Origin of the sequence: Rhizobium sp. LjRoot30 (assembly GCF_964253915.1) — a bacterium.
Classification (GTDB): domain Bacteria; phylum Pseudomonadota; class Alphaproteobacteria; order Rhizobiales; family Rhizobiaceae; genus Metarhizobium.
Genome location: NZ_CAXUSG020000001.1, coordinates 645,966 through 665,006, shown reverse-complemented (window position 1 = coordinate 665,006; position 19,041 = coordinate 645,966). Strand labels below are relative to the sequence as shown.

General features: G+C 62.2%; 16 protein-coding genes. 6 read left to right on the top strand and 10 right to left on the bottom strand.

The annotated features are described in order from the left end of the window. The first annotated feature begins 60 nt into the window (after nt 1-60). Nucleotides 61-1,941, top strand: a complete 1,881-nt coding sequence (locus tag ACSQ3I_RS03330) for an AsmA family protein (protein ID WP_435996021.1) — start codon at nt 61-63, stop codon at nt 1,939-1,941. Between the two features lie 29 nt (nt 1,942-1,970). Continuing rightward, on the top strand, nt 1,971-2,216 hold the full coding sequence (locus ACSQ3I_RS03325; protein ID WP_435996020.1) for a DUF6460 domain-containing protein: 246 nt from the start codon (nt 1,971-1,973) through the stop codon (nt 2,214-2,216). A 3-nt stretch (nt 2,217-2,219) separates the two neighbouring features. On the opposite strand, the gene ACSQ3I_RS03320 is transcribed toward ACSQ3I_RS03325, so the two are convergent. The 5 genes from ACSQ3I_RS03320 to ACSQ3I_RS03300 form a co-directional block, all read right to left on the bottom strand. Then, a complete protein-coding gene (locus tag ACSQ3I_RS03320; protein ID WP_435996018.1) occupies nt 2,220-3,035 on the bottom strand; it encodes an ABC transporter permease in 816 nt (271 codons plus the stop codon). A gap of 3 nt (nt 3,036-3,038) precedes the next feature. Next, nucleotides 3,039-3,950 (bottom strand): ABC transporter permease subunit, encoded by a 912-nt coding sequence (locus ACSQ3I_RS03315; RefSeq protein ID WP_435996016.1) that lies wholly within the window; start codon nt 3,948-3,950, stop codon nt 3,039-3,041. 11 nt (nt 3,951-3,961) lie between these two features. After that, nucleotides 3,962-5,119, bottom strand: coding sequence for an ABC transporter ATP-binding protein (locus ACSQ3I_RS03310; RefSeq protein WP_435996014.1), 1,158 nt, complete (start codon nt 5,117-5,119; stop codon nt 3,962-3,964). A 135-nt stretch (nt 5,120-5,254) separates the two neighbouring features. After that, complete coding sequence (locus ACSQ3I_RS03305; protein WP_435996013.1) at nt 5,255-6,352, bottom strand: polyamine ABC transporter substrate-binding protein; 1,098 nt, start codon at nt 6,350-6,352, stop codon at nt 5,255-5,257. A 138-nt stretch (nt 6,353-6,490) separates the two neighbouring features. Then, entirely contained in the window at nt 6,491-7,912 is a 1,422-nt protein-coding gene (locus tag ACSQ3I_RS03300) for a helix-turn-helix domain-containing protein (RefSeq protein WP_435996011.1), read from the bottom strand. A gap of 219 nt (nt 7,913-8,131) precedes the next feature. On the opposite strand from ACSQ3I_RS03300, the gene aceA reads away from it, so the two are divergent. Next, nucleotides 8,132-9,421, top strand: coding sequence for an isocitrate lyase (gene aceA, locus ACSQ3I_RS03295; RefSeq protein ID WP_435996009.1), 1,290 nt, complete (start codon nt 8,132-8,134; stop codon nt 9,419-9,421). Between the two features lie 31 nt (nt 9,422-9,452). Beyond that, nucleotides 9,453-9,695, top strand: a complete 243-nt coding sequence (locus ACSQ3I_RS03290) for an SMc00767 family acetate metabolism repressor (protein ID WP_435996007.1) — start codon at nt 9,453-9,455, stop codon at nt 9,693-9,695. A gap of 92 nt (nt 9,696-9,787) precedes the next feature. Here the strand turns inward: ACSQ3I_RS03290 and ACSQ3I_RS03285 are convergent, their stop codons facing one another. Next, on the bottom strand, nt 9,788-10,663 hold the full coding sequence (locus ACSQ3I_RS03285) for a LysR family transcriptional regulator (protein WP_435996005.1): 876 nt from the start codon (nt 10,661-10,663) through the stop codon (nt 9,788-9,790). Between the two features lie 89 nt (nt 10,664-10,752). Between ACSQ3I_RS03285 and ACSQ3I_RS03280 the strand changes: the two genes are divergently transcribed. Continuing rightward, on the top strand, nt 10,753-10,929 hold the full coding sequence (locus ACSQ3I_RS03280; protein ID WP_435996003.1) for a hypothetical protein: 177 nt from the start codon (nt 10,753-10,755) through the stop codon (nt 10,927-10,929). 107 nt (nt 10,930-11,036) lie between these two features. Here ACSQ3I_RS03280 and ACSQ3I_RS03275 read toward each other — a convergent pair whose 3' ends face one another. From ACSQ3I_RS03275 to ACSQ3I_RS03260, 4 genes are all read right to left on the bottom strand, one after another. Next, entirely contained in the window at nt 11,037-12,875 is a 1,839-nt protein-coding gene (locus ACSQ3I_RS03275) for a methyl-accepting chemotaxis protein (protein WP_435996001.1), read from the bottom strand. Between the two features lie 141 nt (nt 12,876-13,016). Then, nucleotides 13,017-15,545 (bottom strand): methyl-accepting chemotaxis protein, encoded by a 2,529-nt coding sequence (locus tag ACSQ3I_RS03270; RefSeq protein ID WP_435995999.1) that lies wholly within the window; start codon nt 15,543-15,545, stop codon nt 13,017-13,019. 329 nt (nt 15,546-15,874) lie between these two features. Beyond that, a complete protein-coding gene (locus ACSQ3I_RS03265; protein ID WP_435995998.1) occupies nt 15,875-16,018 on the bottom strand; it encodes a hypothetical protein in 144 nt (47 codons plus the stop codon). A 271-nt stretch (nt 16,019-16,289) separates the two neighbouring features. Beyond that, nucleotides 16,290-17,471 carry an NAD(P)/FAD-dependent oxidoreductase gene (locus tag ACSQ3I_RS03260; protein WP_435995996.1) on the bottom strand — a complete coding sequence of 394 codons (1,182 nt, stop codon included), beginning with the start codon at nt 17,469-17,471 and terminating at the stop codon, nt 16,290-16,292. Between the two features lie 124 nt (nt 17,472-17,595). On the opposite strand from ACSQ3I_RS03260, the gene ACSQ3I_RS03255 reads away from it, so the two are divergent. Next, the gene (locus ACSQ3I_RS03255) at nt 17,596-19,035 is read left to right on the top strand and encodes a glutamine synthetase family protein (RefSeq protein WP_435995994.1); all 1,440 of its coding nucleotides are present in this window, start codon (nt 17,596-17,598) and stop codon (nt 19,033-19,035) included. Nucleotides 19,036-19,041: the final 6 nt, after the last annotated feature.

The following is a 19,041-nucleotide window of genomic DNA, read 5'->3' as shown; positions in this document are numbered from 1 at the left end:
AATCCGCTATCCCGCTCCAAGGCTCCCCTGCGGAGTGGAACAAAGGCAGCCCCGCTCACCATGACCCAATCTCGAACGCGGTTTGTGCGCCGGATTTTTCGCAGGATCAATCGATCGCGCCAGTCGATCATCCGTGTGACGCTGATCGCGCTGGTGGCGTTCTTCTGCATCTTCGGTGTCGTGAGGCTATCGGCGCCCTACCTGATTTCCACCAGCCTGGTGCGCAACGGCATGGAGCGGGCGATTTCCAGCTGGACCGGCCATCGCGCCATCATCGGCGGCTCGCCGGAGCTGGAATTCTGGCCGGTTCCGCGCCTGACGCTGCAGGACGTGACCATCGAGAAACGGGACGGCGACAACCGCCAGAAGATCGCCCGGATCGACCGCATGTCGGCCTCCTTCAGCCTCGTCAGGGCCTTGCGCGGGCAGTTGCAGTTCCGCGATTTCCATTTCGTACGGCCGCATCTCTTTCTCACGCGCGGTGAGAACGGCGCGATAGACTGGACCGACAAGGGCCTGCTGGCGCGAGCGCTCGCTGAAGTGAAGCCCGGCGAAAACAACAACCAGATCCTCGAACGCAATCTCAACGCCCGCATCGGCTCCATCACCATCGAGGACGGCACGGTCGAGCTCCAGGATACGGGCGGGGCGCATTTCCAGCTTGCCGGGATTTCCGCCGACATCGACTGGCCGAGCCTGCAGGACGCCGTCAAGGCCTATGTGCTGCTGCGCATCTTCGACCATGACGTCAAGATGGACCTGGCATCCTCGCAGCCGCTGCTGCTCGCTTCCGGCCGCAATGCGACGGCCTCGCTCTCCTTCTCCTCGCCGGTGCTGACCGCGCGTTTCGACGGCGTGGCGAACCTGGCGAGCACCGCTTTCCTCTCCGGCGCGGTGGAGATCAACGCTGCCGACATCCCCGGCCTGCTCGCCTGGAGCGGCGCCAAGCTGCCGAGCGTCGCCTTGTTGAAAAGCGCCTCGATGAGCGCTGACCTGATGACCGCAGATTCCGGTGTGCGGTTCAACAACCTTCGTTTTGCCATCAACGACACGAACGCCTCCGGCGTCCTCGACCTGAACCTGCCGGAAGGGCGGCGGCCGAAGATGACCGGCACGCTCGCCTTCGACCAGCTCGACGTGCGCGCCTTCCTCTCTGCCTTCTCCCTGAATGTCCCGGCCGGTGCTACGCCCAACGAAACGGCGGATGCCACCTTCCTGCGGCAACTGGATGTCGACCTCCGGCTTTCGGCGCAGACGGCGGCCCTCTCGCCATTCGAACTGCGCGATGTCGGCGCCAGCGTGCTGGTAGCGCAGGGCAAGGCGAATTTCGATATCGGCGACAGCGAATTCGAGGGCGGCCAGATGATCGCCCACATGGATGTCGCCGAAAGCGGTTTCGAGGGCGGCGGCAACCTGGCGATTTCGATCCGCGATGCCGATCTCGCCGCCGCTGCGGCACGCATTCCACTCTCCGGCGCATTGCCGCTCGGCACCGGCTCGCTGGACCTGACGCTGAAGACCGACAAACCCGTCTGGGCGACCAGTGCCAACGACATCTCCGGCTCGGTCAAACTCTATACCGGGCCCGGATCGCTGAAGCAGTTCGACACAACCACATTCCGAAGCCTTGCGGCCAGCAAGACCTTCTTCCAGCTCAGCGAAGCCGGCAGCGGCAATTTCGATTTCGACAGCGCCGAGATCATGGCCGACTTCGCCAAGGGATCGGCGGCCCTCAAGACCGCCCGCATCATCGGCCGCAACGAGACGCTGACACTATCAGGCGTCATCCCCTACGGCACAAACGGCATGGCGCTGGCCGGCACGCTGAAACCGGCAACGGCGGACGAGACGGTGCAGCCGGTGCAATTCTTCGCCGGCGGCTCGTGGCCCGATCCGGTGATTTCCCCCATTTCTATCCTGACGGGAAAACCCGTAGAATAATTGCGAATCAACCGGATGGGGGATGTTCGGTGCTGCGCTTGCTTGCCGCGATGCTCAAGATCGCGCTGGCGTCCCTTCTGCTGGGCGCGGCGCTTTCCTTTTTCGGGATCACCACGAAAAGCCTTCTCAGCTTCGCCGGGCTGACACCGGAAGACATCTGGCTCTTTGTGGAAAAGGCCATCGGCTGGGCAATCCCCAACATGGTGCTGGGGTCGCTGATCATCATTCCGATCTGGCTTTTGACCTATATTTTCCTGCCGCCGCGCAACGACTGACGATTACGCCGCCTTGGCTGCCACATGTTCGTCGCGCTGGCGCTGGTATTCCTGCCGCTTGGTGACCACCGAGGCGACGATGACGCCGATGGTAACGATGCCGATCAGGATGGTGCAGGCGGCATTGATTTCCGGCGTCACGCCGAGGCGAACCTGACTGTAGATCTTGATCGGCAGGGTCGTCGCACCGGGACCGGTCGCAAAACTCGCGATCACCAGGTCGTCGAGCGACAAGGTGAAGGCCAGCATCCAGCCGGCGATGACGGCCGGCAGGATCAGCGGCAACGTGATCTTGAAGAAGGTCTTGACCGGCGGGCAACCGAGATCCAGTGCGGCTTCCTCCAGGCTGCGGTCGAAGGTGATCAGCCGCGACTGCACAACGATCGCCACGTAACACATGGTGAAGGTCGTATGCGCGATCGTCACCGTCCAGAAGCCGCGGTCGATGCCGACGGCAACGAACAGCAGGAGCAGCGACAGGCCGGTGATGACTTCCGGCATGACCAGCGGCGCATAGATCATCCCGGAAAACAGCATGCGGCCGGGAAAACGCGTGAACCGCACCAAGGTCAGCGCCGCCAGCGTGCCGAGCACGGTGCCGATGGTGGCCGAGAGAATGCCGACGCGGATGGTCACCCAGGCGGCATCCATCAGCCCCTCGTTCGACCACATCTGCTGGTACCATTGCGTCGAGAAACCGCCCCAGACGGTGACGAGCTTCGAGGCGTTGAACGAGTAGATCACCAGGATGATGATCGGGATATAGAGGAAGGCAAAGCCGAGGGTGAGGATGGTTGTGTCGAAGCGACCTGACTTCATGGCTTATTTCCCCTCGGCTTTCTGCTGCTGGTTCTGGAAGATCATGATCGGCACCACCAGCACGAGCAGCAGGATGACGGCCACGGCCGATGCAAGCGGCCAGTCGCGGTTGCCGAAGAATTCCGTCCAGAGCGTCTTGCCGATCATCAGCGTTTCGGCGCCGCCGAGCAGGTCGGGGATGACGAATTCGCCGGTGATCGGGATGAAGCAGATCATCGAGCCGGCGATGACGCCGGGCAGCGACAGCGGGAAGGTGATCTTCCAGAACGCCTTCCACGGCGGGCAACCGAGATCGCTGGCGGCCTCCAGAAGCGTGCCGTCGAGCTTTTCGAGCGCCGCATACAGAGGCAGGACCATGAAAGGCAGGTAGGAATAGACGATGCCGATAAAGACAGCTGTTTCGGTGCGGAAGATCTGCACCTGATCGTCGGGACCATAGATGCCGAGCGTCTGCAAGAGAAGCGTCAGCAATCCTTCGGGCTTGAGGATGCCGATCCAGGCGTAGACGCGGATCAGGAACGAGGTCCAGAACGGCAGGATCACCAGCATGACCAGCGTCGGGCGAATGCCGGCCGAGGCCCGCGCCATGCACAGCGCCATCGGATAACCGACGAGCAGCAGCAGCAAGGTGGAGATGACGGCGATGCGCAGCGACGACAGATAGGCGTCGATATAGAGCGGATCATCCGTCAGGAAGACGTAGTTCTCGATATCGAGTTGCGAGATGAAATCGCCGATCGCCCCGAAACCCTGGAAAACCGGGACGTAGGGCGGCATGGCGATCGCCGTGTCCGACAACGAGATCTTCAGGATGATCAGGAAGGGCGCCAGGAAGAACAGCGAAAGCCAGACGTAGGGAACGATGACGACCAGCCAGCGGGCCGGGCTAGGTTTGAGCGCGTGGGCTTCGGACATGGACCGCCTCCTCAGCGCGTGAGCACCAGGCCGGCATCCGCCGACCAGTTGAGCCAGACCATGTCGCCGAAGGTGATCGGCCGGTCGACGAGGCGGGCGACATTGGCCTGCGCCGCGCGCAGCACCCGGCCGTCCTGCGTCTTCACCAGGAAGAGCGAGAAGTCGCCGAGATAGCCGATATCCCAGACCTCGCCATAAGCGGCGTTGACGCTGTCATCCGCCGGTTTGTCGAGCGAAATGCGCACCTTTTCCGGCCGGATGGCGAAAGCGACGTCGTTGCCGACGACCGCGGCACATTCCTGTTCGACGGCCACGGCCAGGCCGCCGCAATCGAGCCGCACCGAGCCGGCCTGTCCGCTGGCAGCGGTGGTCGAAACCACCTTGCCGTCGAGGATGTTGATATCGCCGATGAAATCCGCGACGTAGCGGCTGTTCGGCGCCTCGTAGATTTCCGCAGGTGTCGCCACCTGCATGATGACGCCCTTGTCCATGACCGCGATGCGGTCGGACACGGTCATCGCTTCTTCCTGGTCGTGGGTGACGATCAGGAAGGTGAGGCCGAGCGTATGCTGGATGTCCATCAGCTCGAACTGGGTTTCCTCGCGCAGCTTGCGGTCGAGCGCGCCGAGCGGCTCGTCGAGCAGCAGCACTTTTGGGCGCTTGGCGAGCGAACGGGCGAGCGCGACGCGCTGGCGCTGGCCGCCGGAAAGCTGGCTCGGCTTGCGCTTGGCGAACTGCTCCAGCTTCACAAGCTTGAGCATCTCCTGCACCCGCGTGTCGATCTCGCCTTTCGGCAGCTTGTCCTGTTCGAGACCAAAAGCGATGTTCTTTTCCACCGTCATGTGCGGAAAAAGCGCGTAGCTCTGGAACATCATGTTGGTAGGACGCCGGTAGGGCGGCACGCCGGAAATATCCTTGCCCTGCAGCAGGATGCGGCCTTCGGTCGGCTCCTCGAAACCGGCGAGCATACGCATCAGCGTGGTCTTGCCGCAGCCGGAGGGACCGAGCAGCGAGAAGAACTCCTTTTCGTAGATATCTAGGGTGAGGTTATCCACCGCCACGAAGGTGCCGAAGCGCTTGGTGATGTTCTCGAAGCGGATGAACGGCTGGGCCGTCGGGTCCGTCCACGGTGTAAATTTGCGCTTCACCGGCCCAAGAGATTTCGCCATGCCCCGCCTCAACCTTTTCTAAAAATCATCTGCGTGAAATCGACACAAGCCAAGCGTCCCGCCGTCCCCGGGCGGAGATGTGGCCTGCCAAAACGAGGAGCGGGGCAACTGGTGCCCCGCTCTATCTTTTCTATATCAGCTGCCGGTCTTGATCTGTGTCCAGGTCCGGTTCAGCACACGCTGTTCCTTGGGACCGTAGGGAGAGATGGTGAAGAGTTTCTTCATCGTTTCTTCGGTCGGATAGACCGCCGGGTTCTTGAAGACGGCTTCGTCGATCAGTTTCTGCGAAGCGAGGTTGCCGTTGGCATACTGTACGTAGTTGGATGCCTTGGCGATGACTTCAGGCTTCATCAGGTAGTTGATGAAGGCATGCGCTTCTTCGACATTCTTGGCGTCGGCAGGGATCGCCAGGTTGTCGAACCACATGTAGGTTCCTTCCTTGGGGATCACGAAATTAATCTCGACGCCGTTCTTGGCTTCTTCGGCGCGGGTCTTGGCCTGCAGCACGTCGCCCGACCAGCCGATGGTGATGCAGCTGTCGCCGTTGGCCAGTTCGTCGATATAGGCCGAAGAATTGAAGGTCTTCACGAAGGGGCGGATTTTCGCGTAGACGTCGCCGCCCGCTTCGAGATCCGCCGTTTCCTTGCTGTCGGGGTTCTTGCCGATGTAGTTCATCGCAATGGCAAAGGTCTCATCCGAGGCATCGAGGATATTGATGCCGCAACCTTTGAGCTTTTCGGCATTTTCCGGCTTGAACAGCACGTCCCAGCTATCGATCGGCACGTCGCCGAGCGCTGCCTTGACCTTCTGGACGTTGTAGCCGATGCCGGTGGTGCCCCACATGTAGTTCACGGCATATTCGTTGCCCGGATCGTATTTCGCCAGGCGCTCGGATACTTCCGGCCACATGTTGGAGATGTTCGGCAGCTTGGACTTGTCGAGCTTCTGGAAGACGCCGGCCGCGATCTGGCGCGCTAGGAATGGCGCGGTCGGCACGACGACATCGTAACCCGATCCGCCGGCGAGAAGCTTGGTCTCCAGGATTTCGTTGCTGTCGAAGACGTCGTAGACGACCTTGATGCCGGTTTCCTTGGTAAAATCTGCAAGGATGGATTCGTCAATATAATCGGACCAGTTGTAAACATGGACGACTTTTTCCTGCGCCTGCGCGGACGCGGCGAGGCAGACCGACGCGAGCGCAGCGGCCGCAAAGCGGAGCAAATGGGATGTCATGAGTATTCTCCTGTTTCGGACGTACAGGCCCTTTTGCAGGACCCGATAGTTTCCCCGTCTTCTTGTTTGCAGACAGACTAGAAAGGAAATGCGGAGGCGACAAGAGGGAATTATCGGGTCCCAAGAAGAGTTTATCCGCTACTGGAAATCGAAAGCGCTCAGCCCGGTGACCATTTCGTCGAGCCCGAGCGGGCGTGTCAGCGGCGGTTCGGCGCGCGCCAGACAGCCCTGCCGTTCGCAAAGCCGGCAGGCGCTGCCGATCGCAACCGGTGGCAGCATGCTGCCGGCGACCGCCCGGCCGTAGACGATGTCGCCGGCGAAGGCGATGTCGCAACCGACAAGAAGTGCGGTTCTTCGCACCCGCTCCTCGAAACCGGCTTGCGGACCTTCCAGCGTGCGGGACATCGTCAAAAAACCCGCGCCGTCAGGCATCTCCACCGCCTCGACCAGCACCTGACCTGGTTGAGCGAAGGCAGCATGGACATTAAGCTTGGGACATTGCCCGCCGAAGCGCGCCGCCGGAAACCCCTGCGCGCCGAACCGGCGCAGCACGTTGCCGGCATTGTCGATCTCCATCAGGAAAAACGGAATGCCGGCCGCCCCCGGCCTCCCCAGCATGGTCAGCCGCGTCGCCGCCTGCTCGAAAGACACCCCGAAGCGGGCGCGCAGGAGGTCGATGTCGAAGCGGGCGCGCTGCGCGGCGGAGAGGAAGGCGCCGTACGGCATCATCAGCGCGTGCGAGGCATAGCGGGCCAGCTCGAACCGCGCGATGCGCCGTGCCTCCGGCGAGGAGAGCGACAGGCCTTCCAGCTCGGCGAGGATGTCATCGGTCAAGCCGAGCAGGCAGGCCTCCGAAGCGATCTCGCGCAGCTGGTCGAAGGGGCTGAGCCGGTCGGAGAGGAAAAGCCGCATCGAATGCCGGTCATAGCGCCGCCGCAGGCTCGGCATGGCATGGATCGGCAGGGTGCGCACGACAATGCCGTGTTCGTTCTTCAGCCACAGCTTCAGCGCCGCGGCGAGATCGTCTCCGGGGGCGAGCCTCGCGTGAAAAGCCTCGGCCGCCTCCTCGATGCGGGCAAAATGGTTCGGCCGCCGCTCCAGCGTTTCGCGCACGGCGTCGAGCGGCAGGCGGGCCGTCGACAGCGACGTTTCGTGACCTTCTCGGGCGAGAAGCTCGGCAAGGTCGGAGAGCCGCGCCGCCTGCTCGCGATAGGCGCGGTAGAGTTTGACCATGGCGCTCGCCGCATTCGGGGCGGCTTCCGCCACCTCGATCAGCTCCTGGTCACCCGGCACCTCGCCAGCCAGCAGCGGATCGGCAAAGACCTCGCGCAGCGCCGCGATGCCGCCGCTCGCCTCGCCCTGCAGCGTATCGAGATCCACCTTGTAGACCGAGGTGAGCTTGAGCAAGAGCTGCACCGTCAACGGCCGCTGGTTGCGTTCGATCAGATTGAGATAGGACGGCGAGATGCCGAGCGCTTCGGCCATCGCCGTCTGCGTCAGCATCAGCCCGTTGCGGATGCGCCGGACGCGCGGGCCGGCAAAAATCTTGTTCTCCGCCATTTGTCACGTTTCCAGACAATATTGACCACAGACGAGGCTTTACAGATTTTACAAATTTACACGACCTATCTGTCACAGACAAGACATCCTAACCTCTTTCAATGCTTGAATTTATCGAATTTCCTGGCCGTTTTGTGCGATGCGATGTAAATCTAGTCACATCAGACGGCGACATTGATGTGAGGAAAACACGTTGCCGAGAGGAGAAGGAAAAGCACTATGACTGATTTTTACAATCTCGTTCCGACTGCCCCGGCTGGCCGTTTCGACGGCATCGAACGGACCTATACCGCCGAGGACGTGAAACGGCTGCGCGGTTCCGTGGAAATCCGTCACACGCTGGCCGAAAAGGGTGCCAACCGTCTCTGGCAACTCATCCACAGCGAAGATTTCGTCAATGCGCTCGGCGCGCTCTCCGGCAACCAGGCCATGCAGATGGTCCGTGCCGGCCTGAAGGCGATCTACCTCTCCGGCTGGCAGGTCGCCGCCGACGCCAACACCGCTTCGGCGATGTATCCCGACCAGTCGCTCTATCCGGCCAACGCCGCGCCGGAGCTTGCAAAACGCATCAACCGCACCTTGCAGCGCGCCGACCAGATCGAGACCTCGGAAGGCAAGGGCCTTTCGGTCGACACCTGGTTCGCACCGATCGTCGCCGATGCCGAAGCCGGTTTCGGCGGCCCGCTCAACGCCTTCGAGATCATGAAGGCCTTCATCGAGGCGGGTGCGGCCGGCGTGCATTACGAAGACCAGCTGGCCTCGGAAAAGAAGTGCGGCCATCTCGGCGGCAAGGTTCTGATCCCGACGGCGGCACATATCCGCAACCTGACCGCCGCGCGGCTTGCCGCCGACGTCATGGGCACGCCGACGCTGGTCATCGCCCGCACCGATGCCGAAGCCGCCAAGCTGCTCACCTCCGATATCGACGAGCGCGACCGGCCCTTCGTGGATTACGATGCCGGCCGCACGGTCGAAGGTTTTTACCAGGTGAAGAACGGACTGGAGCCGTGCATCGCCCGCGCCATCGCATACGCGCCCTATTGCGACCTGATCTGGTGCGAAACCTCGAAGCCGGATCTCGACCAGGCCCGCCGTTTTGCCGAGGGCGTGCACAAGGCGCATCCGGGCAAGCTGCTCGCCTACAATTGCTCGCCGTCGTTCAACTGGAAGAAGAACCTCGACGACGCGACGATCGCAAAATTCCAGCGCGAGCTGGGGGCGATGGGCTACAAGTTCCAGTTCATCACGCTGGCCGGCTTCCATCAGCTGAACTTCGGCATGTTCGAGCTGGCCCGCGGCTACAAGGATCGGCAGATGGCCGCCTATTCGGAGCTGCAGGAAGCCGAATTCGCCGCCGAAATCAACGGCTACACCGCCACCAAGCACCAGCGCGAGGTCGGCACCGGCTATTTCGACGCCGTGTCCATGGCGATCTCCGGCGGCAAGTCGTCGACCACAGCCATGCATGAATCGACCGAACACGACCAGTTCCGCCCGGCGGCGGAATAACCGGTCCCCATCGAACCCAGGAGGAAAGACAATGGCATCCATCGCACGCGTCAAGGAACGGGCCGAGCAGCAATCCTCGGCGATGAACGACGACCAGCAGGCCGCAATCCGCATGCTGGCCAACGACCTGCACCGGCTGAACCAGTCGGTCATGAAGGCGGTCGAGGCGGGCGTATCCGTCGAACTGGTACGTTCGGCGCGCCATCACGGCGGCAGCGGCAACTGGGGTGACCTGATGATCCCGGTCATCGTCACCCAGGGCGCCACCGCTTAAATCGCAGCGGATCGCTGCACGACGATCCAGAACCGCCGGCCTCTCATGAAGAGACCGGCGGTTTTCCGTTTCCTCCGCAACAACCCGGTGGGTTAAAAACCGCGATTGGGATGCCTGCCGGCAAACAGTTCGGCCTGCCCTTTGAAAAACTTCGTCATGCGATCGACGACCGTCCGGATTTCGCGGCGGTGGCGGTCCTCGCTATTCATCACCAGCCACTGGCCGTGGCGCAATTCGGCAATCTCCTCGTCCGCCCGTTCAAGGCGCGGATCCGCATCGCCGACAAAACAGGGCAGCACTGCGATGCCGGCACCGGCAAGGGCCAGATCGCGCAGCGACCGGGGGCGGCTGACGGTAACGGTGATCTCGCCCGCCCTGTTTTCATGCGGCCAGCGCAGATAGGCGGAAATCGCCTCCTCCTCCCCGACGGCGATATACCGCCGGGCTGCTCCGGCCCGCACGCTGCGCGCCCTGTAAGGCGCATAAGCGACGATGCCGGTCCTGACCGTCGCGAGATTGGCTTCATCGGGCTCCACGGCGCGGATGGCGATGTCGGATTCGCGGTGGGTGAGGCTCGCCCGGCGCTCGGCAATGAAGAATTCCAGGCGGAAATCATCGAGATCGGTGCAGATCGCCGAAAAATTGCGGTGCAGCAGCCAGGCGCCCCAGGTGCCGGCGGCGATGCGGACCAGGGCAGGCGCACCGATCTCCCGCTTCCAGAGGTCCACCGCCCGGCTGGCGGCTTCCATCTGCAACAGCTGGTCGAAAAGCGCCTGTCCGTCGGGCGTCAGGCGATAGCCGGTCTGGCTGCGGTTAAACAGCGGCCTCCCCGTTTCCCGCTCCAGATCGAGCATGCGCCGTCCGACGGTCGCCGGGCTGAGCTCTGAAATCTGGGCAGCACCGGTCAAGCCGCCCTGGCGGGCGACAGCCAAGAAAATCTGGTAGGCATCCCAGCCGATGTTTTTCATGAATGAAAGACCTGGTGCATTCACGGCTGTTTATAGCGCAGATTTTTCTGCTTAATAGAGGTGATGTTCTTAATTGAAGGAGCATCGCCATGCATGACATGATCGCCGCGGCCGCCCTCGCCGAAGCTTTGGCCAAACCCCGATTCCATCACCGTGACAACGAGCAGGCATTTTACCTTGCCTTCGGCCGTGAGCCCTTCCTGTCGCGGGTCTTCCGCACCCTGCGCAAGGCGCTGCGGACCGGAAGCTCTCCGGGTTGCCTGTGAGATGACGGTCGCCGCTCACCAAAAACGCCACCGGGCGCGAACAGGTCGCGCCCGGTGGGTTTCGGGAAATTCCAGCAAAATGCGCCAGGGATCGGATAAAGTGCCGATCAGGCGGCGCGGGCGTAGCGGCTGCGTCCACCATTGGACAGCTTGAACTGGCGGACAAGGCCCATCAGCGCGTCCGCCTCGCCGGCAAGTTCGCGGCTCGCAGCCGTCGTTTCCTCGACCATCGCCGCGTTCTTCTGCGTCATCTGGTCCATCTGGTTGACGGTGGAATTGACTTCCTGCAGCGCCCGCGACTGGTCCTGCGCCGCCGTCGAGATCACCGCAACATGCTGGCTGATCGCGGCGATCTGTTCGCCGATCCGTGTCAGCACCGCACCCGTTTCCTGCACCAGATGCGAACCGGCGCTCACTTCTGTCGTCGATTTCTCGATCAGGCCCTTGATCTGCTTGGCGGCGTCGGCCGAACGTTGCGCCAGTTCGCGCACTTCCTGCGCCACGACGGCAAACCCCTTACCGGCCTCGCCCGCACGCGCCGCTTCGATACCGGCGTTCAGCGCCAACAGGTTCGTCTGGAAAGCGATGTCGTCGATGACGTCAATGATCTGCTCGATGTGCTGCGAGGCATCCTCGATGCGCGACATCGCGGCGATGGCATTGCCGACGATGACGCTGGAATCGTCGGCGCTGCGCTTGGTCTCCCGCACGATCGTATCCGCTTCCTTGGCGCGTTCCGCAGACGAGCGCACCGTCACGGTGATCTCGTCGACGGCGGCGGCGGTCTCTTCGAGCGAAGCCGCCTGCTGTTCGGTACGCTTCGACAGGTCTTCGGCCGATTGCGCCATCTGGTTGCCGTTGCCCTGGATCATCTGCACATTGCTGGAAATCTGGCTGATCGTATCCTGCAGGCGGCCAAGCGACTGGTTGAAATCCTGGCGCAGCTGTTCGAGGCGGCCGGTGAACGGCGTGTCGATCGTCGTGGAAATGTCGCCCTGTGCCAGGCGGCCAAGGCCGGCGGCGAGTTCGTCCACGGCAAAGCCGATCTGGCGGTCGATTTCCTGCTTCTCAACGTCGTTGCGGCGGCGCTCGTCCTCGGCGTTGCGACGCGCGGTCTCGCTTTCCGCCTCCATCCCCTTTTTCGCAACGGCCGCTTCCCGGAAGCCCTGCATGGCCCGCGCAATATCGCCGAATTCGTTGCTTTTCTGCAGGTAGGGAATGTCGTTCACGAGATCGCCGGAGGAAATTCCGCGGATCGAATGCGTCAATGCCGCCAACGGCTTTATCCTGGCGCGAACCAGGAAATAGGCGGCGGCGACAACGACCAGCAGAACGATGGCACCCAGGATCGTGACCAGCGACTGCAGGTAGGAGGCCTGTTCGAAATAGACTTCCATCGGCACGCCGATGAACAGGATGCCGACCGTCTGGCCGGCACCGGTTTTTACCGGGAAATACCCGGTCATGAATTGTTTGCCGAAGAGCTCTGCCGGACCATAAAAAGGCTCCCCGGCGGCAAGCGCCTTCTGAGCGGGGTGCTCGGCAGCGAGCTTGGTGCCGACGGCGCGGCTGCCGTCCTGCTTCTTTACATTCGTGGAGATCCGGACGTAATCACTGCCCTGCTTTTCGAAAACGGTCGCCACTCCGGCGATTGATCCGGCAGTGCGGTCGACGAGGTCGTAGTCCTCGTGCTTCACCATTGCCTCGGCCGTCACGCTTCTCAAGACGTCGTCGCGAATATCCACCTTCGAGGAAGGATCGCTGAGATTGTAGAGGAGGGCCATGGCGCGGCTTGCTTCCCGCGCATCCAATGCGGCCTCTTCCATGACATAGGATCGCAGATAGTAGTCCACAACGCCGACGACAGACGCAATACTGACGAAAATCAACAGCAGCGTTATGGAAACGATCTGGGTGACAATCGACAGGGATGAAAAACGCTGCATCGGATCTCCAAGGAACAAGCTATTCCTTAAAATCCTAATATAGAAAGGTTAAATAACTACATTCACCAATGAGCAGCCGTTTCGGGTGGCAACGGATAATGCCACCCGCGATGCGAATAATTCCAACGGGACCTGATACGATCAGGCGGCGCGGGCGTAGCGGCTGCGGCCTCCGCCGGATAGCTTGAACTGGCGGACAAGGCCCATCAACGCATCCGCCTCGCCGGCGAGTTCGCGGCTGGCAGCCGTCGTTTCCTCGACCATCGCCGCATTCTTCTGCGTCATCTGGTCCATCTGGTTGACGGTGGAATTGACTTCCTGCAGCGCCCGCGACTGGTCCTGCGCCGCCGTCGAGATCACCGCAACATGCTGGCTGATCGCGGCGATCTGTTCGCCGATCCGTGTCAGCACCGCACCCGTTTCCTGCACCAGATGCGAACCGGCGCTCACTTCTGTCGTCGATTTCTCGATCAGACCCTTGATCTGCTTGGCGGCGTCGGCCGAACGCTGGGCCAGTTCGCGCACTTCCTGTGCCACGACGGCAAACCCCTTGCCCGCCTCGCCCGCACGCGCCGCCTCGATGCCGGCGTTGAGCGCCAGCAGGTTCGTCTGGAAGGCGATGTCGTCGATGACGTCGATGATCTGTTCGATGTGCTGCGAGGCATCCTCGATGCGCGACATCGCGGCGATGGCGTTGCCGACGATGACGCTGGAATCGTCGGCGCTGCGCTTGGTCTCCCGCACGATCGTATCCGCTTCCTTGGCGCGTTCGGCGGACGAACGCACGGTCACGGTGATCTCGTCGACGGCGGCGGCGGTTTCTTCCAGCGAAGCCGCCTGCTGTTCGGTGCGCTTCGACAGGTCTTCGGCCGATTGCGCCATCTGGTTGCCGTTGCCCTGGATCATCTGCACGTTGCTGGAAATCTGGCTGATCGTATCCTGCAGGCGGCCGAGCGACTGGTTGAAGTCCTGGCGCAACTGCTCGAGGCGGCCGGTGAACGGCGTGTCGATCGTCGTGGAGATATCGCCCTGCGCCAGGCGGCCGAGGCCGGCGGCGAGTTCGTCCACGGCAAAGCCAATCTGCCGGTCGACTTCCTGCTTCTCGACATCGTTGCGGCGACGCTCGTCCTCGGCGTGGCGGCGGGCGGTCGCCCCCTCTTCCTCGACGCGGATCTTGGAAAGCGCGTTTTCCTTGAAGATGCCGAGCGCACGCGCCATGTCACCGATCTCGTCGCCTCGGGCCTCGCCGGAGATACCGGTATCGAGGAAGCCGTCGGCGATCTTGCGCATGGCGCCGGTGATCTGGCCGATCGGCCGCTGCAGTGTCAGCACCAGGGCAATGCCGCCGGAGATGGCGAAGACGATGCCGAACAGGGTGGTGAAGATCGAGATGCCGTTGGCTTCCTGGCGTTCGGCGCCGGCCGTCTGCTTCTGCACCTCGGCAAAGGTGGTTAGCTCATTCCAAATGGTGTCGATCGAGGTGCGGGCCGCCTGGAAATTGCTCTCGCGGTCACCCTTGATCGCCAGCAGCTTGCCGGCACTGTCGGCAATGCCCTGGACGACCGGCATGCTCTTGGCGGAAAGCGTCGCATAGAAATCAAGGTCGCCGGCGGTGGTTCCCAGAGCCTCGACATTGTCGGCAAGCTCGGCAAGCGACTGCTCCACGCGGACCTTGTTTTCGGTGTTGATGTCGGCGAGGAAGTCCCCGAGGACGATCTGCAGATTGTACATGGAATCGACGACGCGGCGCGAGTCATCAAGGACGGACTGCGTCTTGGTCATGCGCGCATCAAGGCCGGCGAAGATCTTCGTCGCTTCCTGCATCTTTTCCTGTGCAGCCAGCTGCATGGCCGAAGACATCTGCATGAAGCGGGACAAAAGCCGGCCGATCTCGGTCACCTTGTCATCCGGCAGCGACTCGGAGCCGAGCATCGCGGTGACATCCTTTATGGTGCCGGTCAGCGACTTCGCGATGCTTTTCTGCTTCTGCGGCAGGGACGTGTTGATGTTGCGCTGCATCCTGCCGAGTTCGACGATGCGCTCGGTCACGAGTTTCAGCTTTGCGTCGGCTCCGGATGCCTTGCGGAAATCGTAGCCGAAGGTACTGAGGTAGGCGGCGCCCTTCAACAGATGATCGGCTTCACGCAGAACGGATTTCGCCTGGCTTTCATTGACGCGGATCGCCTGCTCCAGTCGCGAGACCTCGAAGGTGATGTTGTAGCGGCTGCTCACCAGTTCCTTGCGCACCGTGTCGACGGCGCCGTACGCCGTTTCCTGATCCTGATGCAGTGTCCAGAGCTTGTCGACGAGGCCGGAAACCACCGTCACCTCGCTGCCGGCCTTTTCGAGATCGGCATAACCGACCGCATCGACGCCGATCTGGCTGCGGGTGTCGCCGAGGACGCTGGTCTGCTGGCCGAGGTCGCTTTGCACCTTGGAGCGGGTCGCTTCCGTCGTCTCCTTCAGGAAGGCATCCATCGAGCCGTAAAGCTCCTTGAAGCCCGTCAGCGACTGCAGCACGTTGTTGGATATCTCCATGCGCTCCTGAAGCAGCCCCGACGCGTAGAAACCGCTGAAGCCGACGGCCGATATGCTGACGACGAACGGCAGCACGAACAGCAGCACTTTTGTCTTGATCTTGAAACGGGACAACACGCTATCGATGAGCATGGCAGATTGGGCCTTTCACACACCGCTCCCCTGCCGCCCCTTTTCGGGCAGCCGAGTGCATTCAGACTGTAAAGAATAAAAAATGGGCACCGCCGCCAACACCGTGGCAGTTCGACCGCAAGGTTGTCCGCGGCACGTGTCAGAGACAGCGATTGACAGCCATGATGGAATGCGACGGGTTAATATATCTCTAATTGACCGGTCGTTTCCGTGCACAACCGTTTCACTTGTAAACAAGCTCGGCGCTGACGAGCGCCCGCACAGGTCTGAAGGCGCCAGGCAAATGCCTGGAGCACGTTTGCGCCGATCGAAGCGCAAAAATCACAAGGTCAGAACAGGTCGAGCGAAGGAAGCGCGATGAAGGCCGCGGTGGCGCAGGCGGCGATGATGAAAACCTTGAGAGACAGGTAGGCGTTGGCGTTTCGGGCTTCGGCAATGGCGACGGCGCGCGCGCGACGGTGCATCCTGGTCATGGAGCTCTACCTCAACACATCATGAACACATCATGCCGGCGACCGGCCTGCCGGTGGCGACATCATGTCTGCAGCGTCCTGCTGCACCGGCATGGATCAGAATGGGCCTCGGCTGTTAACAATGCCTGAAGACGCGGACACAGGCATTCATCATGCACAAATTTGGATGGCCGGCGTATGTTCGCTTTTCTCCGAACCGCGAAACCGCCCAACCTTACCTTTTTACGCCATTCCGGACGCAAAACCGCTACGCAGTTTTGCTGAAATTGCGTTAGACCGCCTCGCCGGCCGCATGGCCCGACGCCCAGGCCCACTGGAAATTGTAGCCACCGAGCCAGCCGGTGACATCGACACATTCACCAATGAAATAGAGGCCCGGAACGGCCTTGGCTTCCATGCTGCGGGAATCGATGCCGGCGGTATCGATGCCGCCCAGCGTCACCTCGGCGGTGCGATAACCTTCCGAGCCGGCCGGCTTGATCTTCCAGTCATGGATGGCCGAAACCAGCCTGCCCAGTGCTTTGTCCGACTGGTCGGCAAGCGGGGCGTTCACCGCCTGCTCCTCGGTCAGAAACTGCGCCAGCCGCTTCGGCAGGTGATCGGAAAGCACGGTCTGCACGGCCTGGCGGCCGTTGGCCTGCCGCGCCGCTCTGAGAATGGCGAGGAAATCCACATCCGGCTCCAGCGACAGCGTTATCTCGTCGCCTTCCCGCCAATAGGACGAGATCTGCAGGATGGTCGGGCCGGAGAGGCCGCGATGGGTGAAGAGCAGCGCCTCGCGGAACGCGGTCTTGCCGTGGCGCACCTCGGCCGGCACGGCAATGCCGGAGAGCGGCGAAAGCCGCTCCAGCAGGCCGGGGTCGAGCGTCAGCGGCACCAGCCCCGGCCGCGGCTCGACCATGGCAAGCCCGAACTGCTCGGCGATGCGGTAGGCGAAACCGGTCGCCCCCATCTTCGGGATCGAGCGACCGCCGCTGGCGATCACCAGGCTTTCCGCTTCGAACGGTCCTTCGGAGGTAAGCACGCGAAAACCGCTGGCCGTCTTCTCCACCGTCTCGATGGAACAGGAAAGCCGCAACTCAGCGCCAGCCGCCCGCATCTCGTCGGTGAGCATGCGGATGATATCCTTGGCGCTGTTGTCGCAGAACAACTGGCCGAGCGTCTTTTCATGCCAGGCGATGCCGTGGCGGTCGACCATGGCAATGAAATCCTGCGGGGTAAAGCGGGCGAGCGCCGACTTGGCGAAATGCGGATTGGTGGAGAGGAAATTCTTCGGGCCGGCATGGATATTGGTGAAGTTGCAGCGGCCGCCTCCGGAGATGCGGATTTTCTCGCCCGGCGCCTTCGCATGGTCGAGAACGACGGCACGCCGCCCGCGGCGGCCGGCACCGATGGCGCACATCATCCCGGCGGCCCCTGCCCCGATTACGATGACATCATATCTTGCGGCCACGTCGTTCTCCTTGCTGCGACCCTGTCTTTTGCATCATTTCGTCAAAAGTCAACGCGCCTCCCCCCTCGCCAATTGCCAAACTCCGGCTATGATGTGTTCGTTATCAACATCAAACTGGTGAGACATGCCCTCCAAGAAAACGACGCCCAAGACCTCAGGTGCAGCATCGAAATTGGCGAGTGTTCCCCCAGACCCCATCAACTCCAAGCGCGGCGTCACCACGTGGAAAGAAGCGGCGCAGTGGCTGCGCGCGCGCGGTATCGAAGATATCGAGTGCATTACACCCGACCTCGCCGGCGTGCCGCGCGGCAAGATGATGCCGTCCTCGAAGTTCACCTCGAACACCTCGCTGGCACTGCCTTCGGCAATCTACCGCCACACGATTTCCGGCGATTATCCCGAGGAAACCGAAAACTTCCGCTACGAGGCGCGCGACAGCGACCTCAAGCTGGTGCCGGATCTTTCGACGCTCTCCGTCGTGCCGTGGGAAACCGATCCGACGGCCCAGGTGATCTGCGACGTCATCAGCGCCGATGGCGCCGAGTGCCCCTATACGCCGCGCAACGTGCTGAAAAGCGTGCTCAACCTCTACCGCGAGCGCGGCTGGAAGCCGGTCGTAGCCCCGGAAATCGAGTTCTATCTCGTCGCCAAGAACGACGACCCCGACTATCCGCTGCATCCGCCGAAAGGCCGTTCCGGCCGTGCCATCCTCGGCGGCCAGGGGTACTCGATCGCCGGCATCAACGAATTCGACGAACTGATCGACGACATCTATCATTTCTCCGAAAAGCAGGGTCTGGAGATCGACACGCTGATCCATGAAGAAGGTCCGGCGCAGCTCGAAATCAACCTGCGCCACGGCGATCCGGTCGAGCTTGCCGACCAGGTGTTCATGTTCAAGCGCACCATCCGCGAGGCGGCGATGAAGTACGGCATCTATGCCACCTTCATGGCCAAGCCGATGCAGGGTCAGGCCGGTTCGGCGATGCACATCCACCAGTCGGTGGTCGACATCAGCACCGGCAAGAACGTCTTCTCCAATCCGGACGGCACCGCCTCGCGCGAATTCTTCCACTTCATCGGCGGCCAGCAGAAATATGTGCCGAGCGCGCTGGTCATGCTGGCGCCCTACGTCAACTCCTACCGCCGGCTGACGCCAGACATGTCCTGCCCGGTCAACAACGCCTGGGGTTACGACAACCGCACCACCGCCTTCCGCATTCCGGTGTCGGATGCCAATGCCCGGCGTGTCGAAAACCGCCTGCCGAGTTCGGACGCCAACCCCTACCTGGCGCTGGCGGCCTCGCTCGCCTGCGGCTGGCTCGGCATGACCAAGGGCGTGGAACCAACCGCACCGACCGAAGACGCAGCCAACGAAGGCTCGATCGACCTGCCGCGCGGCCTCCTGGAAGCCGTGTCGCTGCTGGAGGACGAGCCGCATTTCGAGGAGGTCTTCGGCCGCGAGTTCATCGGCATCTATGCCGGCGTCAAGCGGGGCGAATTCGAGACCTTCATGCAGGTGATCAGCCCGTGGGAGCGGGAGTTCCTGCTTCTCAACGTCTGAGGAGCC

Bases quoted from the DNA above. Each gene is read 5' to 3' on its own strand.
- ACSQ3I_RS03270 (WP_435995999.1), bottom strand. From the start codon at position 15,545: ATGCTCATCGATAGCGTGTTGTCCCGTTTCAAGATCAAGACAAAAGTG.
- ACSQ3I_RS03290 (WP_435996007.1), top strand. From the start codon at position 9,453: ATGGCATCCATCGCACGCGTCAAGGAACGGGCCGAGCAGCAATCCTCG.
- ACSQ3I_RS03300 (WP_435996011.1), bottom strand. From the start codon at position 7,912: ATGGCGGAGAACAAGATTTTTGCCGGCCCGCGCGTCCGGCGCATCCGC.
- ACSQ3I_RS03285 (WP_435996005.1), bottom strand. From the start codon at position 10,663: ATGAAAAACATCGGCTGGGATGCCTACCAGATTTTCTTGGCTGTCGCC.
- ACSQ3I_RS03330 (WP_435996021.1), top strand. From the start codon at position 61: ATGACCCAATCTCGAACGCGGTTTGTGCGCCGGATTTTTCGCAGGATC.
- ACSQ3I_RS03275 (WP_435996001.1), bottom strand. From the start codon at position 12,875: ATGCAGCGTTTTTCATCCCTGTCGATTGTCACCCAGATCGTTTCCATA.
- ACSQ3I_RS03280 (WP_435996003.1), top strand. From the start codon at position 10,753: ATGCATGACATGATCGCCGCGGCCGCCCTCGCCGAAGCTTTGGCCAAA.
- ACSQ3I_RS03310 (WP_435996014.1), bottom strand. From the start codon at position 5,119: ATGGCGAAATCTCTTGGGCCGGTGAAGCGCAAATTTACACCGTGGACG.
- ACSQ3I_RS03265 (WP_435995998.1), bottom strand. From the start codon at position 16,018: ATGACCAGGATGCACCGTCGCGCGCGCGCCGTCGCCATTGCCGAAGCC.
- ACSQ3I_RS03315 (WP_435996016.1), bottom strand. From the start codon at position 3,950: ATGTCCGAAGCCCACGCGCTCAAACCTAGCCCGGCCCGCTGGCTGGTC.
- ACSQ3I_RS03255 (WP_435995994.1), top strand. From the start codon at position 17,596: ATGCCCTCCAAGAAAACGACGCCCAAGACCTCAGGTGCAGCATCGAAA.
- aceA (WP_435996009.1), top strand. From the start codon at position 8,132: ATGACTGATTTTTACAATCTCGTTCCGACTGCCCCGGCTGGCCGTTTC.
- ACSQ3I_RS03305 (WP_435996013.1), bottom strand. From the start codon at position 6,352: ATGACATCCCATTTGCTCCGCTTTGCGGCCGCTGCGCTCGCGTCGGTC.
- ACSQ3I_RS03320 (WP_435996018.1), bottom strand. From the start codon at position 3,035: ATGAAGTCAGGTCGCTTCGACACAACCATCCTCACCCTCGGCTTTGCC.